The 14,699-nt window shown below is 40.3% G+C and carries 9 protein-coding genes; 4 read left to right on the plus strand and 5 right to left on the minus strand.

All coding sequences use genetic code 11. From position 1 onward, the window contains the following. Nucleotides 1-195: 195 nt before the first annotated feature. Together P20429_RS17055 and P20429_RS17050 are read left to right on the plus strand one after the other, a co-directional pair. Nucleotides 196-1,374 carry an efflux RND transporter periplasmic adaptor subunit gene (locus P20429_RS17055; protein ID WP_007580481.1) on the plus strand — a complete coding sequence of 393 codons (1,179 nt, stop codon included), beginning with the start codon at nt 196-198 and terminating at the stop codon, nt 1,372-1,374. Nucleotides 1,375-1,386: 12 nt separating this feature from the next. After that, complete coding sequence (locus tag P20429_RS17050; RefSeq protein ID WP_007580482.1) at nt 1,387-4,509, plus strand: efflux RND transporter permease subunit; 3,123 nt, start codon at nt 1,387-1,389, stop codon at nt 4,507-4,509. A gap of 90 nt (nt 4,510-4,599) precedes the next feature. Here the strand turns inward: P20429_RS17050 and P20429_RS17045 are convergent, their stop codons facing one another. Together P20429_RS17045 and P20429_RS17040 are read right to left on the minus strand one after the other, a co-directional pair. Further along, nucleotides 4,600-5,052, minus strand: coding sequence for a cytochrome c (locus tag P20429_RS17045; protein WP_007580483.1), 453 nt, complete (start codon nt 5,050-5,052; stop codon nt 4,600-4,602). Nucleotides 5,053-5,144: 92 nt separating this feature from the next. Further along, on the minus strand, nt 5,145-5,615 hold the full coding sequence (locus P20429_RS17040; RefSeq protein WP_007377300.1) for a DUF2721 domain-containing protein: 471 nt from the start codon (nt 5,613-5,615) through the stop codon (nt 5,145-5,147). Between the two features lie 236 nt (nt 5,616-5,851). On the opposite strand from P20429_RS17040, the gene P20429_RS17035 reads away from it, so the two are divergent. Then, nucleotides 5,852-9,322 carry a S8 family serine peptidase gene (locus P20429_RS17035; protein WP_007580485.1) on the plus strand — a complete coding sequence of 1,157 codons (3,471 nt, stop codon included), beginning with the start codon at nt 5,852-5,854 and terminating at the stop codon, nt 9,320-9,322. 139 nt (nt 9,323-9,461) lie between these two features. After that, the gene (locus tag P20429_RS17030) at nt 9,462-11,636 is read left to right on the plus strand and encodes a S9 family peptidase (protein ID WP_007580486.1); all 2,175 of its coding nucleotides are present in this window, start codon (nt 9,462-9,464) and stop codon (nt 11,634-11,636) included. Between the two features lie 37 nt (nt 11,637-11,673). On the opposite strand, the gene P20429_RS17025 is transcribed toward P20429_RS17030, so the two are convergent. The 3 genes from P20429_RS17025 to P20429_RS17015 all read right to left on the minus strand — a co-directional run bounded on the left by P20429_RS17025 (nt 11,674) and on the right by P20429_RS17015 (nt 14,694). Next, nucleotides 11,674-13,161, minus strand: coding sequence for a cell wall metabolism sensor histidine kinase WalK (locus P20429_RS17025; protein ID WP_007580487.1), 1,488 nt, complete (start codon nt 13,159-13,161; stop codon nt 11,674-11,676). A gap of 10 nt (nt 13,162-13,171) precedes the next feature. After that, complete coding sequence (locus P20429_RS17020) at nt 13,172-13,897, minus strand: response regulator transcription factor (protein ID WP_007580488.1); 726 nt, start codon at nt 13,895-13,897, stop codon at nt 13,172-13,174. Between the two features lie 62 nt (nt 13,898-13,959). Further along, nucleotides 13,960-14,694, minus strand: a complete 735-nt coding sequence (locus P20429_RS17015; protein ID WP_002962335.1) for a spondin domain-containing protein — start codon at nt 14,692-14,694, stop codon at nt 13,960-13,962. Nucleotides 14,695-14,699 lie beyond the last annotated feature (5 nt).

A 14,699-nucleotide genomic window follows, 5' to 3' on the forward strand; every position in this document is an offset into this window, starting at 1 on the left:
TAATTAACTGATATTAATGAATAAAAGTTTGTAACAAAATATAACGAATGAGATGAGCTGCATGTAAAGTTATATTCTATAGCCCTAAATAGCAGCGGTTTATATGTATTTGCAACAGTTGCTTACAAATGTCACCTTAATGTTTCATATGGCTCTGGTATTATGACGTTAATAGAATTTTGGGGATAATAGGATATGCAAACAAATTCACTTAGATGGGTTTTTCCATTTGTAGCGCTAATTGTTGGTGTTGTTGGCTTTATGGGAATAAATGCCATTGCACAAGAGCCAGAAAAAAAAGAAGTAATTGATACTCGTCCAACAGTGCAAGTTGAGCCAGTGGCTGCAAACGATCATCAAGTTATTATTAATAGCTACGGTGAAGTAAAGCCTCTTGAAAGTACACAGCTTTCAGCGCAGGTGTCGGGTGAAGTGTTAAGTTGGCATCCTAATTTTGTAGCCGGTGGCATCGTTGCTCGCGGTGAAACGTTATTCACTATCGAAAAAGACAACTACGAAGCAGCAGTACTTGTTGCAGAGGCAGAAATTGCTCGTGCACAAGCAGGCTTAATTGAAGAGCAGGCCCAAGCTCAAGTAGCCGCAGATGAAGCAAAGCGTTTTCCAAGTAAAGCGCGTACCGACTTATTTTTACGTAAGCCTCAAGTGTTAAGTGCGCAGGCATCTGTAAAGTCGGCGCAAGCTGCATTAAAACGTGCACAACGTGACTTAGATAATTGTGAAGTAACAGCCCCTTACGATGCATTGGTTATTAGCCGAAATGTAGGTGTTGGTCAATTTGTCACTATGGGTTCGCAAGTTGCTGAGCTCAATAATATTGAAACTGCTGAAGTGATTATTCCTATAGCAGGGTTCGATAGCGTTTTTTTACCAGAGCGTATTAAAGGTATTACCGCAACGATTATTCAAAAAGGCCTAAACAGCTTTACCCGAGAAGGTGTAATTGACCGCGACCTAGGGATTGTTGATAACGCTACGCGTATGAGCAGTCTAGTCGTGCGTATAGAAGACCCATACGGTCTTAAAAACATACAACCAGCCATTAAGTTTGGCAGCTACGTACAGGTAAATTTTGCAGGTGCAATGCTTAATAATATTTACCGTTTACCGCAAGCTTTGGTTAACAATCAGACTGTGTGGGTAGTAAACGAAAATCAAGAACTAGAGCCTCGCAAAGTAACGGTTATTCGTGAAGAGGGTGAGTATTTTTATATTAGCAGTGGTTTAAATGCCGATGACAAACTTGTTATTACTTTACCTGAATACCCGCAAAAAGGAATGCAGGTTAAAATTGCAGGTGTAGCTGCAAAACCTGAAAGCTCAGAAACGAGCACTTCAAACACGCAACAGCTGTAGGGTGTAATAGTTATGAGCGAGTCAACACAACAAAAACAAACAGGGCTAATTGCCTACTTTGCTAATAATTCAGTAGCCGCTAATTTAATGATGTTTTTTATCATTATTATGGGGGCTATAAGTTACTTTACGATTCAGCGTCAAATGTTTCCTAATGTAGAGATTAACTACATTAATATTGAGGCTAATTACCCAGGTGCCTCTCCTCAGGAAATAGAAGAAAGTATTCTTATAAAAGTGGAAGAGTCACTTAAAGATATAACCGAAATTAAAAAAGGCGTGTATCGCGCATTTAGAAATGGCGGTACAGCAAGCCTGGAAATAAACACCGATGCAAAACTTACCGATGTGCTTGATAAAGTAAAGTTGCGTGTTGATGGTATTGCGACTTTTCCGGCGGGTATGGAACCGGTCACCATAAGTCAGGTTGAGTTTAGGCAAGACGTTATAGGTATGACGCTCGTTGCTGACTTACCACTTACAGAGCTTAAGCCTATAGCAAACCAAATAGAGGATGAGTTACTACAGTTATCTAACGTGTCGTTAGTGGTAAACGATGTTCCTCTTGATGAAATAGCAATTGAAATAGAGCCCGATACGCTGCGCCAATATAATCTAACCCTTAGTGATGTGATGAATGCGGTACGCCGTTACTCAGCTAACTTTTCGGCGGGGCAGCTAAAAACAGACGCAGGTGTTATTTCTGTTCGCGTCGAGAATCAGTTTTACTCAGGTGAAGAGTTTAGGCAAATTCCGGTAAAAATTGGCGAGTATGGCGCTAAAGTTTTACTGCAAGATATTGCAGTTATTAAAGATCAATTTACCGAAGGTGAGCGCTACTTTAAGTTTAATGGCGAAAACGCGGTGTATTTATCGGTAAAAGCAACGCAAGAGCAAAACATGATTCCCGTTGCGGATTCGGTTAAAGCGTTTATTGATCAAAAAAATAAGCAGCTACCGCCCGGTATTCGATTAGAGCCATTAATGGATATGACCTACTACCTAAATGCTCGCCTTGATATGATGAAAGCTAACCTGTTTCAAGGTGCCATTTTGGTGGCAATTATGTTGTCGTTATTCTTGCGTTTTAAACTAGCGCTTTGGGTAATGATTGGCTTACCTGTTTGTTTTTTAGGGGCCATGATGATGATGCCACTATTTGGCATTAGCATTAATATTATTTCGTTATTCGCTTTTATAATGGTGCTCGGCATAGTGGTGGATGATGCCATAGTGATAGGGGAAGCTGCCTACACCGAAGTTGAAAAAAGCGGCGGTGGTGTAGAAAATGTTGTGCGTGGCGCTAACCGAGTCGCGACCCCTGCAACCTTTGGTGTGTTAACAACAATTGCTGTATTTGCACCATTCACAATGTCGAGCGGGCCAGAAAGTGCCTTCTTTTATGGTATAGCCGTTGTAGTAATGCTGTGTTTAGTATTTAGTTTGATTGAATCAAAGCTGATACTGCCAGCTCACATTGCTCATACGCACTTTTCGCCGATTAAAAAGGGTGGTTGGCGCGATCGCTTCAATACACGCTTTTTTGGTTTCGTAAATGGCCCATACAAACGTTTTATTGCTAAGTGTGTTGATTGGCGCTGGACTGTTTTGTTTGCTTTTATTGCAATGTTTATAATCAGTATTGCACTTATTACGTCTAATAAAGTACGTACAGTTCCAACTCCTAAAGTGCCGCACGACTTTCCACAAATTCAAGTAGAAATGAACGACAACGTTTCTGACTTACAAACCATTGCTGCTATTCGTGAAATAGAAGCTATGGTACTTAGAGTCGATGAAGAGACTGAACGTGAATTTGGTCAAAAAATTATTCGTGATGTATTGGTATTTAATCAAGGCAGAACCGAGTCGCAGTTACTAGCTCCATTAGTTGACGAAGATTCACGTCCATACAATGCATTTGAGCTTTCTCGCCGGTGGCGTGAGGCTATGCCGACTATTGCTGGTATTAAGTCGTTAACTATTCAAGACGATGTTGGTGGCGGCGGTGGTAATGGCGGCGGCGAGTTTGGCTATTTACTGTATGGCTCAGACATAGATACTTTAAATCAAGCGGGTCGTCGTTTTATTCAATTACTTCAACAGCAAAAAGGGTTGTTTGATATTAGCTCAACCATAGATCCTGCGAGCAAAGAAGTGCAAATGAGCCTTAAACCTGTTGCTTACGATTTAGGCTTAGATTTGGCAGGTATTGCAAATCAAGTGGGAGCTAGTTTTTATGGTGGCGAGGCACAGCGTGTAATCCGAAACGGCGAAGAAGTACGCGTAATGGTACGTTACCCTAAGCTGACTCGTGAGGCATTTTCATCGCTTAAACACACCGTTGTTACTACTCCACAAGGGCGAGAAGTACTTCTTGGTGATGTAGTAGAGCTAACAGAAACGCCAGGTATTAGCTATATACGCCGCGAAGGTGGTTACCGTACCGTGTATGTTTATGGCAATATTGATGAAGAGCAAATTGAGCCAGGCGAAGTGGTTAAGCAAGTAAAAGAAAATCTACTGCCACAGCTAATAGAAGAATTCCCAAGTGTTAAATCAGAGCTTGGTGGCGCAATAGAAGAGCAGCAAGCTCAAGCTAATGAGCAAATAATGTTTTTTATTGGCGGAATGATTTTAGTATACATACTGCTAGCTGTGCCGCTTAAAAGCTATTCACAACCGCTTATTGTAATGTCGGTTATTCCGTTTAGTTTAACCGGGGCTATTTGGGGTCATTACTGGTTTGATTTAGATATGAGCTTAATGTCGGGATTTGGCTTAATTGCCGCAGCAGGTGTTGTTATAAATGATTCACTTGTAATGACAGATTATGTAAACCAAGTTCGCCGCGAAGGTGTTAGCGTTAAAAATGCAGTAATAGAAGCTGGTTGTGCCCGCTTTAGAGCAATACTATTAACGTCTATAACAACCTTTGCTGGTGTATTACCTATTATGTTTGAAACAAGCCTGCAGGCTAAGTTTGTAATACCTATGGCAGTAGCACTTGGCTTTGCAGTGATGTTTGCAACGTTAATAACGCTTATATTAGTACCGTGTTTATATATTATTCTAGGCGATATTGGTGCGTTATTTAAGCGCCCTTTTAAAAGCCGAGCTGTGAAAGTCTCGTAGATAAAAAACATAAAAAAAGCACTGACCGTTATTAACGCTCAGTGCTTTTTTATTATCTATTTATTGTTGTTAAACTGGCTACAACAATAATTAATCTTTAAATTGCTTATGGCAATCTTTACAGCCTTTAGCCCATGCGCCAAAAGCTTTACCAATTACGGCTTTATCGCCCGATTGGGCTGCTAACGCTAGCTTATCTGCATTTGCTGCAAAAGCATTCGCTTTTTCAACAAAGGTTGCATTTTCGGCCCAAACAGCAGCAAGTGCAGCTGTGTCGCCTTTATCTGTTCCTTCGTAAAACGCTTCCCATGGCATTTTTGAAAGTGCAGCAGCGTTGTTAGCACGCATTTTAAATTGCTCTGCGTCAAAAGGTACTTTACCTTTTAGCATTGCGCCCATGTCACCAATTTGCACTGAAATCATTGAAAACGCAGCTTGGCGGTATTCAATCGCGTCACTTGGTTCTTTAAATGCAGAATTTGCCGATACGCTAAATGCACACGTTGCCAGTGCTATTGTTGCTAATACTTTTTTTAATTTCATGTTTGCCCCTGTTGAAAATTGTAATTCTTAATTCGGTATCTTGTATCTAACATCGTATTTATTCAAGTGAATACGATAGATTTAACTAAAACTTAATCGTTTATATCAATATCTGCAAATATCATCCCGCGACGCATGCTTCTAGTTGCTAAGAATACCTCACCAAGTAACGACATAAATGCACATATAAGTAATGCCATTGCTGCTACAAAACAACAGGCAATTGTAACGCCTAAGTTTATAGATTGAATATGCGATAAAAATAACAACATAACCACAGCGCATACAAGTAGTGCGCTTAATACACTCAAACTAAAAGCAATATGTATACATCGAGAACGCTTTAAAAGGGCGCGCAGCTCTGTAGCGAGTGATTTATTAAAGTCCTCGTCAGTACTTACTTTTAGTCTGCGTTCTAGCTGACGTGCCCTATCGGTAATTCGTGCTAAACGATTAGATAAAACACCTAAAGTAGCAGCAATACCCGTGATTAAGAATACAGGGGCAACGGCCGTTTGAATTACTTTAGCCATGGTTAAAATGTTAATTACTTCGTTATTCATTCATTTCTCAAGAAAAAGTTAGAGTTGTTTACATTAGTTCACAAATATGATTTTTTAACTTTATTGTTTTAAATCAATTTGCTGGGGTGATGTTTTCTTGTTTTTTGGATTTGATGTCATGTGTTTGTAACCAAGGTGTTGCTTGGGTTGTACCGAAAGTTTTATATTCAGTACAACAATACAATCATTTTGATTAATACAAATACAATAATACATAACCTATCCAAGGGGAACTCATGGCTAAAAATATAATAAAAAAAACTGCTATAGCTACGGCAGTCTCAAGTGCATTTCTTGCTACTTTTGTTAATGCGGCAACTTTACCTAATGCAACGATTGCACCTCAAGCTGCTGAACAGGTGAAAGAGTTAGCATCTGAGCAAAAACAGCCTTCAGCACATATGATTGTTTTACGTGCAGCAACTTCTGTTGATGCTGTGGCTTCTGGCACTTATGAAGCATCAAGCAGTCGTGAAATGATTGCTAACGTTGAGTTGCTTCAAAACACGATGGCCAACGAGCTTAGTAGCTTAGACTTTGATGCAAAAATAATTGGTAAAACAAAAATATTAGCACCAACATTAATTGTGCAGGCGACACCAGAAGCCTTAGCTAAAATAGCTAAAGATTCACGAGTGGCTAAAGTATTACCGATGTTTGACTACGAATTACATGTAGCTGCAACGTCTGACTATATTAATGCTAAGCCTTTAATTGTTGATGGTATTGTAACTGGTAAAGGTCAGCGTGTGGCTGTTCTAGATACTGGTATTGACTATACCCACAAAGCATTTGGTGGTGAGGGTACTGTAGAAGCATACGAGGCTGCTCAAGCTGATCCTACAACGGTTGATTGGCCACAAGGTATTGTACAAGGCGGTTACGATTTTATTCGTGACGATGCTGATCCAATTGAAAATGATGCTGCAAATTCTCCTTCTACAGGTGATGCAACGAATCATGGTACGTCTTCTTCAAACTCAGTAAATGGTATTGCACCAGATGTTGAATTATATGTTTACTCTGTTTGTGGTGGTGGCTGTCCAAGTGCCGCTCAAGCTGCGGCATTAGAAGCTGCAATGGATCCAAATGGCGATGGTGATATTTCAGACCGCGTAGATGTTATGAACATGTCATTAGGTGGCGAGTTTGGCGATACATATACAGGTGGTGGTGCGCAATACCTAATTCAACGTGCTGTTGATTTAGGTGTGAATATGGTTATTTCAGCTGGTAATGATGGTGATCATCCATTCCGTATTGGTGGCCCAAGCACGACACCAAATGCGTTATCAGTAGGCGCAATGACTCATCCTACAACTGAAGTTGGTACTGCTACAGGTACTATTGCTGGTATCGAAGGTAATATTCAAGCATCAGGCTTTGGTCCGCAAACTGACTTTGTAATTACAGGTGCAGATATCGATTTAGTGTACCCTGACACAAACCAAGATGGTTGTGTTGATTTTGCTGATGATGTTGATTTTACTGGTAAAGCGGTTTTAATTGACCGTGGTGCATGTGCATTTACAGTTAAAGTACTTAGTGCACAGAAGAAAGGTGCTGAATTTGTACTGATTGCAAATAACACAGATGATGGCACTCCTGCACCAATGGGTGGCAGTGATGACAATGTAACTATTAAAAGTGTAGGTATTAATTTTGCTGCAGGTGCTGCTTTAAAAGCTCAATTAGCTGCAGGCGATACGGCAACATTTGATATTGATGTAAAAATTAAAACTACAGCAGGTGCAGTAGCTACGTTCTCTTCTCGTGGCCCTTCGATGGATGGTTTATTAAAACCAGAAATTACTGCTCCTGGTACTAGTATATTAGTTGCAGCAGCAGGCACGCAAGATCAGCTAGCTCCTGTATCTGGAACATCTTTTTCAGGCCCTATTACAGCCGGCGCTGTTGCAATGGTACGTGAAGCTCATCCTGAGCGTAATGCATTTGAGATTAAAGCTACAATAATGAATGCAGCTGACTTAAATGTAACAAATGAGCCTTTAGCAAGCAGTCCTGACTCAGAACTGGCTCCAATTAGTATGATTGGTTCAGGCTTGGTTGATGTAACTAAAGCAGTCAACTTACCAGTTGCTGCATGGGTTAATAATACACAGTTTAATACTAAACAAGCGGCTCTTTCATTCGGCCTTGTGTCAATGGCTGGAACAGAGTCTCTAACTAAAACAGTGACTGTTAAGAACTTCTCATCAGATGCTAAAACGTATGCGCTGCGTACTGAAGCTCGCTACCAAAATGATGACGATACAGCTGCAATTAGCTGGGATTTCCCTGAGTCGGTAACAATCCCTGCAGGTCAGTCAATTAACTTTGATGTGACGCTAACTGTTGATCCAACAAAACTACCAGCGTGGGAATTAGAAAACCCATTTAGTGCAGACGACATTGCTGCAAGAAGCGCTGCTCTTACTTCAGTAGAGTTTGATGGTGCATTGGTATTTAATGACGCAAGCACTGATACAGACCACGATTTACACGTTGTATATCATGCAATGCCAAAAGCTGCGACAGAATTAAGCGTTTCGTCTCAAATCATTGATAACGAAATGGCACTTATTGTTGAAAATAGCGGCCAAACAGACATTACTCCTTTTGCAGAAAGCATTGTTGCAACAGGCACAGAGAAAACACGAGAAGAAGCTGAGTTTAATATTTTAGCGACTACTTTCTCTGCATTTGCAGATAGCTCTTGTGACTCTGGTATTTTTGTAACGTCGTCTATCCAATTGCGCGACCCATTAACGCATGTATTCCAAGCAGGCTACAGATTAGAAGTTGATACTGATAATGACGGTGTTTATGATCAAGTTATGCAAAACTATAACGACCGCGGTCGTGAAACAGCATTCCCTGGCCGTAGCCGTACAGTAATTGGTGAAACTGATGGCGCTGGTAACGATTCGTTGGCATGGGTTACTCCGCTTTATCACTCAGCCGGTGAAGATACTATTACCTTCTCAACTTGTAGTGAGCTACTAAACGTTGATGGTTCATTACTTGGTGAAAACATGAACTTTAAAGCATCTGTAGGTTACCCTTCATATGTTACAGGTGTATTCACTCAGACCGATAGTATTGAAGGCTCAACTACATTTGGAGCATCTCCAAGTGTAACGCTTACTTCTATGGAAACTGGCGAAGCAGTTACTTCACTTAAACCGGGTGAAAAAGCAATTGTTGAAGCAAGCGGTCCATTTGCATTATCACAAACATCTGGTTTGGATATTGTTAAAGTGATGAGTAGTACTGAGTTAGAGCTTCCTGCAATCGACGCCCCAATGCTAGTTGGTGGTGAGTTTAGTGTTTCAGAAGATGCTGCTAACGGAACGGTTGTTGGTGCACTAACTATCACTGAGTCTGAGCAAGACTTAGATGTGTCAGAGTACTATGTGCAATCAAGTACTCACCAAGGTTTTGGTATTGATGCGGATGGACAAGTGGTTGTAACTAATACTGAATTGTTAACTGGTGATTCATCAGCTGAACTTCAAGTTGTTGCAATTGATGTACGCGGTAATGTATCTGCTCCTGCTGTAGTTACTGTAAGTATTACTAAAGTTGTACCACCAGTAGTAGAGACTGTAGCACCAGAAAGCAAAAAGAGCTCATCTGGTTCACTTGCATGGTTAACATTACTAGTAGCGCCGTTTGCATTCATACGTCGTCGTAAACAAAAGTAATTTTATAACTAAATAGTGATATAAAGGGAGCTTCGGCTCCCTTTTTACATAGCTTCACAAACTAAATCACAACATAGGTTGTTTTTAGGTATATTTAATTACTTAATAAAAAATAAAAATACAACAAGGACTTTGACTGATGAAACGCAACCCATTCGCACTCGCAGCACTATCGCTCGCTATTTTAAGTGGCTGTAATCAAGCCCCTGAAGAAACCAAAAAAAGTAATACACAAGTTAAAACGGTTCAAGTTGCACAAGCTGTTGCGCCGGTTGCTAAAAAAGTGCCACATGAAATGACTATTCATGGTGATACACGTATAGATGATTACTATTGGCTGCGTGATGATGAACGTAAAGCACCTGAGGTAATTAACTACTTAGAAGCTGAAAATACGTATACTGATGCAATGCTCGCACATACTAAAACGCTGCAAAGTGAGTTGTTTGAAGAGCTAAAAGGGCGTATTCAAAAAGACGATGATTCAGTCCCAGTTAAAAATGGTGATTATTTTTACTCAACACAAACACGTGGCGATAACGAGTACACTACTTACTTACGCAGCAGCGATTTTGCAGGTACCGATCAGCAAGTTATTTTAGATGTAAATGAGCTTGCTAAAGGTCATGATTATTATGCAGTAAGTGGTTTAGATGTAAGCCCAAATGGCAATTTAATGGCTTATGGCGAAGATACTGTTAGCCGTCGTATTTATAGCGTAAAAATAAAAGATTTAACTACCGGTAAATTACTCGAAGACACACTTGAAGGCACCAACGGTGGCATTGTGTGGGCAAACGATAATAAAACGGTTTACTACATTAAAAAAGATTTACAAACTCTACTAGGTTACCAAGTGTATCGTCATACATTAGGTACATCGCAAGCTGATGATGAGCTAATTTATGAAGAAACTGATACCAGTTACTACATGGGTATGAGTAAAAGCAAAGATGAGTCAGAAATTTATATTTGGCACAGCAGCACGGCTGCATCAGGCGTATCTGTATTAAGTGCTGATGATACTAAGGCAATGCCTAAACGCTTAATTGAGCGCGAAGCAGGGCTTGAATATGATATTTCGAAGCTAGGGAATACTTACTACATTGTAACTAACTTAAATGCTGTAAATTTTCAGCTGATGAAAGTTGATATTGATAAAGCAGGCGACAAGGCTAATTGGCAAAGTGTGATCCCAGCGCGCGATGATATTAAACTCGAAGGCATTGATTTATTTAATGACTACTTAGTTTACCAAGAACGTGAAATGGGCCAATCAAAGTTGATTGCGCGTAATTTAAAAACAGGCAAAGAGTTACCACTGAGCTTTAACGATAGCGCTTATACAATTGGTACTTATGGCAATAACGATATAGATAGCAGCACGTTACGTGTTTACTACACAAGCATGACCACTCCGGGCTCATCATACGATGTAAATTTAGCGACTGGCGATAAAACGCTTCTTAAGCAACAGGTTGTGTTAGGTGATTTTGATGCTGACAATTACGCTTCAGAGCGTATTTTTGTAACAGCACGCGATGGCATAAAAGTACCGGTAAGTTTAGTTTACCGTAAAGATGCGTTTAAAAAAGATGGCACTAACCCGCTACTGCAATATGGTTACGGTTCTTATGGCGCAACCATGGATCCAACGTTCTCAAGCTCACGCTTGAGCTTGTTAGACCGTGGTTTTGTATTTGCAATTGCCCATGTACGTGGTTCGCAAATGCTAGGTCGTCCTTGGTACGAAGACGGCAAGCTACTAACTAAAAAGAATACGTTTAATGACTTTGTTGACGTAACCAAAGCATTGGTTTCTCAAAAGTATGGCGCAAAAGATGAAATATTTGCGTTAGGTGGCAGTGCTGGTGGCTTATTAATGGGCGCAGTAGCAAACCAAGCGCCTGAGCTTTATAAAGGCATGGTTGCTGCGGTACCGTTTGTAGATGTAGTAACAACGATGCTTGATGCGAGTATTCCGCTTACAACAAATGAATACGGCGAATGGGGTAATCCGAACGAAAAAGCGTATTACGATTACATGCTGTCTTACTCGCCATACGACCAAGTAACTAAGCAAGCATATCCTAATATGCTAGTTACGACTGGTTTGCACGATTCACAAGTTCAATACTTTGAGCCTGCAAAATGGGTTGCTAAGCTGCGTGACTATAAAACTGATGACAATAAGTTACTGTTTAAAATAGATATGGAAGCAGGGCACGGTGGTGCATCAGGTCGCTTTAAACGCTTAGAAGATACCGCGCTAAACTATGCATTTATGCTTGATTTAGCGGGTATTAAAAAGTAATTAATATTTAAATAGATTTAACTCAATAAGGTGCTTTTTAAGAAAGCACCTTTTTTTGTGGCAAGTTAAAGCTAAACATAGTGCCTTTACCAATTTCACTTTGTACGTAAATTTCGCTATCCATCAGTTTTAATAACCCTCTGCAAATAGCCAATCCTAAACCACCTTGCTGGCGCCCTTCTTTATTAGAATTACTTGCTTGGTAGTGCGGATCAAAAATAGCATTCAGCTCATCTTCTTTTATGCCTACGCCCGTGTCTGATACATGCACAAATAGTTGATTATCGTCACTGCGTTTTACATGTACTGCAATGCTGCCGCCGCGAGGGGTATGCCTAATTGCATTATCAATTAAGTTACTTAACACGCGCTCTAATTTAGCTATATCGGCAACCACAGGAAAATCACAAATCGCAGGTTCTACCGACAAACTAATGCCTTTTTTATCAACGGCTAAACTAAATTTTGCCATGCAATCGTAAATAAGCTCACCTAAATTAAAGGTTTCTTTATTTATACTTATTTCGCCATTTTCTAAGTGAGCAAGCTCAAATATTTGCTCTATGAGTAGCTTTAATTGCCCACAATTATTAAGCGATACCTGCAAGTATTCTTGCTGCTCTTTTTTACTTAGCTGCTCGCCTGACTGATTTAATACTTCTAAAAACCCCTGCAGTGAAGCAAGTGGTGTACGTAGGTCGTGCGATAAGTGAGTTAGTAACTCTTTGCGTTGTTTATCGCCTTGTTCAAGCGCTTTAAACTGCTCATTAATACGCGTTAGCATGGCTTGAATACTTCGCCCTAAACTATGCACTTCGTTACTTTTTTGCGTTGAATAGTTACTTAGCTTGGTGTCGGTAAGGCTGTAGTTAGCGGCTTCAATATTACTAACATCGCGTGCTAAGCGCTGAATTGGGTTGGTAAAAAAACGTAGTAAAATTAGCATCGCAATAAATAAAAATGCGAGTGCAGAGCCAAGCCATAAAGCAGCTAGCCATAACTTATCATTATTTTTTACAGTGCTTAGTGAGGTATCGTAAGCCTCACCACCAATAATTACATATAAATAACCTTGTAGCTTATCTTGATTAAATACTGGCGCGGCTGAAAATATTTTTTGTTGCTCTTTATTACGAGGATTATCACCATAAATAGGTGCAGCGCTTGGGTCGTTAATCAGCCTTTTTAAAGGCGTTAAACTAATATGCGTGCGTTTAACTTTACCCGGCTTTGCTGAGTAAGTAAGAATTTTTCCGGTTTCGTCTACAAAATAAAATTCAAACGCAGGACCTAATAACATTAAGGTATGAAAGAGGTTTTCAAGCGCTTTATAGTCGTAAACACCTTCTTTTATTAGTGGGTTATCTTGTACTAAATGTTCCGCTAACGCTAAGTGCAGATTTTGTTCGGCGTGGTGTTTTGAAGTCAGTTCTAATTGCTTGCTCCAGCCGTAAACTAGGGCGCAAATAAAACAAAAAATCACGACTAGCGATATAGCTAATTTTTGATACAAAGATAATTTCATAATAGGTGTCTTAATTGAGTTGGCTAGGGTTTAGTTTGTAACCAACACCCCAAACTGTTTCGATGATAGGCGCTTGTTGGTGTTCTTCTAGCTTGGCACGTAAGCGGTTTATATGTGAATTAACCGTGTGCTCGTAGCCACTGTGTTGGTAACCCCATACTTTATCGAGTAACTGCTGGCGGCTAAAAACATGATTAGGATGGCGTGCAAAGTAAACGAGTAAATCAAATTCGGTGGCGGTAAGGTTGAGGGCTTGCTTGCCTAAATACACTTGGTGCGAACTAAATTCTATATTGAGTGAGCCTACATTTAGTGTTTGTTCGCTATCAACGGGGGAGTTGTCGTTGTTTTGGCTAGCGAGTAGTTGTGCTCTGTGGCGTAATTGGGTTTTTACTCTGGCTTGTAATTCGCGTGCAAAAAAGGGTTTACAAATATAATCGTCGGCGCCCATTTCAAGGCCAATAACTCTGTCCATATCGCTACTAAGCGCGGTGAGTAAAATAACGGAGGTAGTAGGGTAATGCTCTTTTATTTTTCGGCATAAGCTTAAACCATCCATTTGGGGTAAGTTTATATCGAGTAAAATAAGTCCGTAGGGATGCTTAGCTATTTTTTTTAAGGCAAGTTCTGCGCTTACAACATGATCAACATGTAAGTTAAGCGACGTTAGCTGCGTGGTAATTAACTTACCTATTTCTCTGTCATCTTCTACTACTAATATTTTTTCGTGACGCATGTATTACCTCGTAAAAAGGGGGGCATCCGTGCTCCCTTACTTCCCCATTACAAGCTGGAACGTTACTGCGTGCGCGTAATTACTATTTTCGATACTGGGTTATCAAACTTATGTTCAACACCAAGTGCTGATGTAGATAATCCATCTTGATTTGAAACAATGCCTGGATGCATCGTTATTATATCGGCTGTATCGTCACGTATTTCGTTGAACCCTTCACCGCTAGCGGCAGGACCTGGCACAGTTTCAGCTGTTTCTGTATTTGCTTCCGTACCCGCATCATAAGCAGTCGTAGTGCGTGATAACGAACCGCCAACTTCTAATGTTGATACATCTAAAGAACTAAGACCGGTAAAAGCATCATTTGTATTCCCAAGCATGGCAGCAAATGACAAATTAAGCGTTTCTTGCTCTTCAACAGTAATTATTACTGTGGTGGTTTCACCAGGGCCAATAGCGCCTTCAGCTGAAACTGCAGCAAGTGCACTTTCGTAGCTGAGGTATTCTTCGTTTGCACCGCTTTCTGCAAGCATTTCTAAACCAACAGAAGCTGTGGTACCGAATGACCAAGGTGCTTCATCTTCAAAAGCAATGACAGAGAGTGGTGACAAAGGCTGTCCTGCAGTTAAGTTACTAAAAGTAATAGTAAACTCACTGATCACAGGTTCTACAACAATTGGCTCAACAACGACCGGCTCTTCAACAACTGGGTCGTTATCATTATCGCTACACGCTGCAAGTGTGGTTGCAAGTGCAAGCACTAGTAGACTTTTTTTAAGGTTGTTAGCAGATGACATAATCA

The sequence above is a fragment of the Pseudoalteromonas sp. BSi20429 genome (assembly GCF_000238895.1).
Taxonomy (GTDB): Bacteria; Pseudomonadota; Gammaproteobacteria; order Enterobacterales; family Alteromonadaceae; genus Pseudoalteromonas; species Pseudoalteromonas arctica.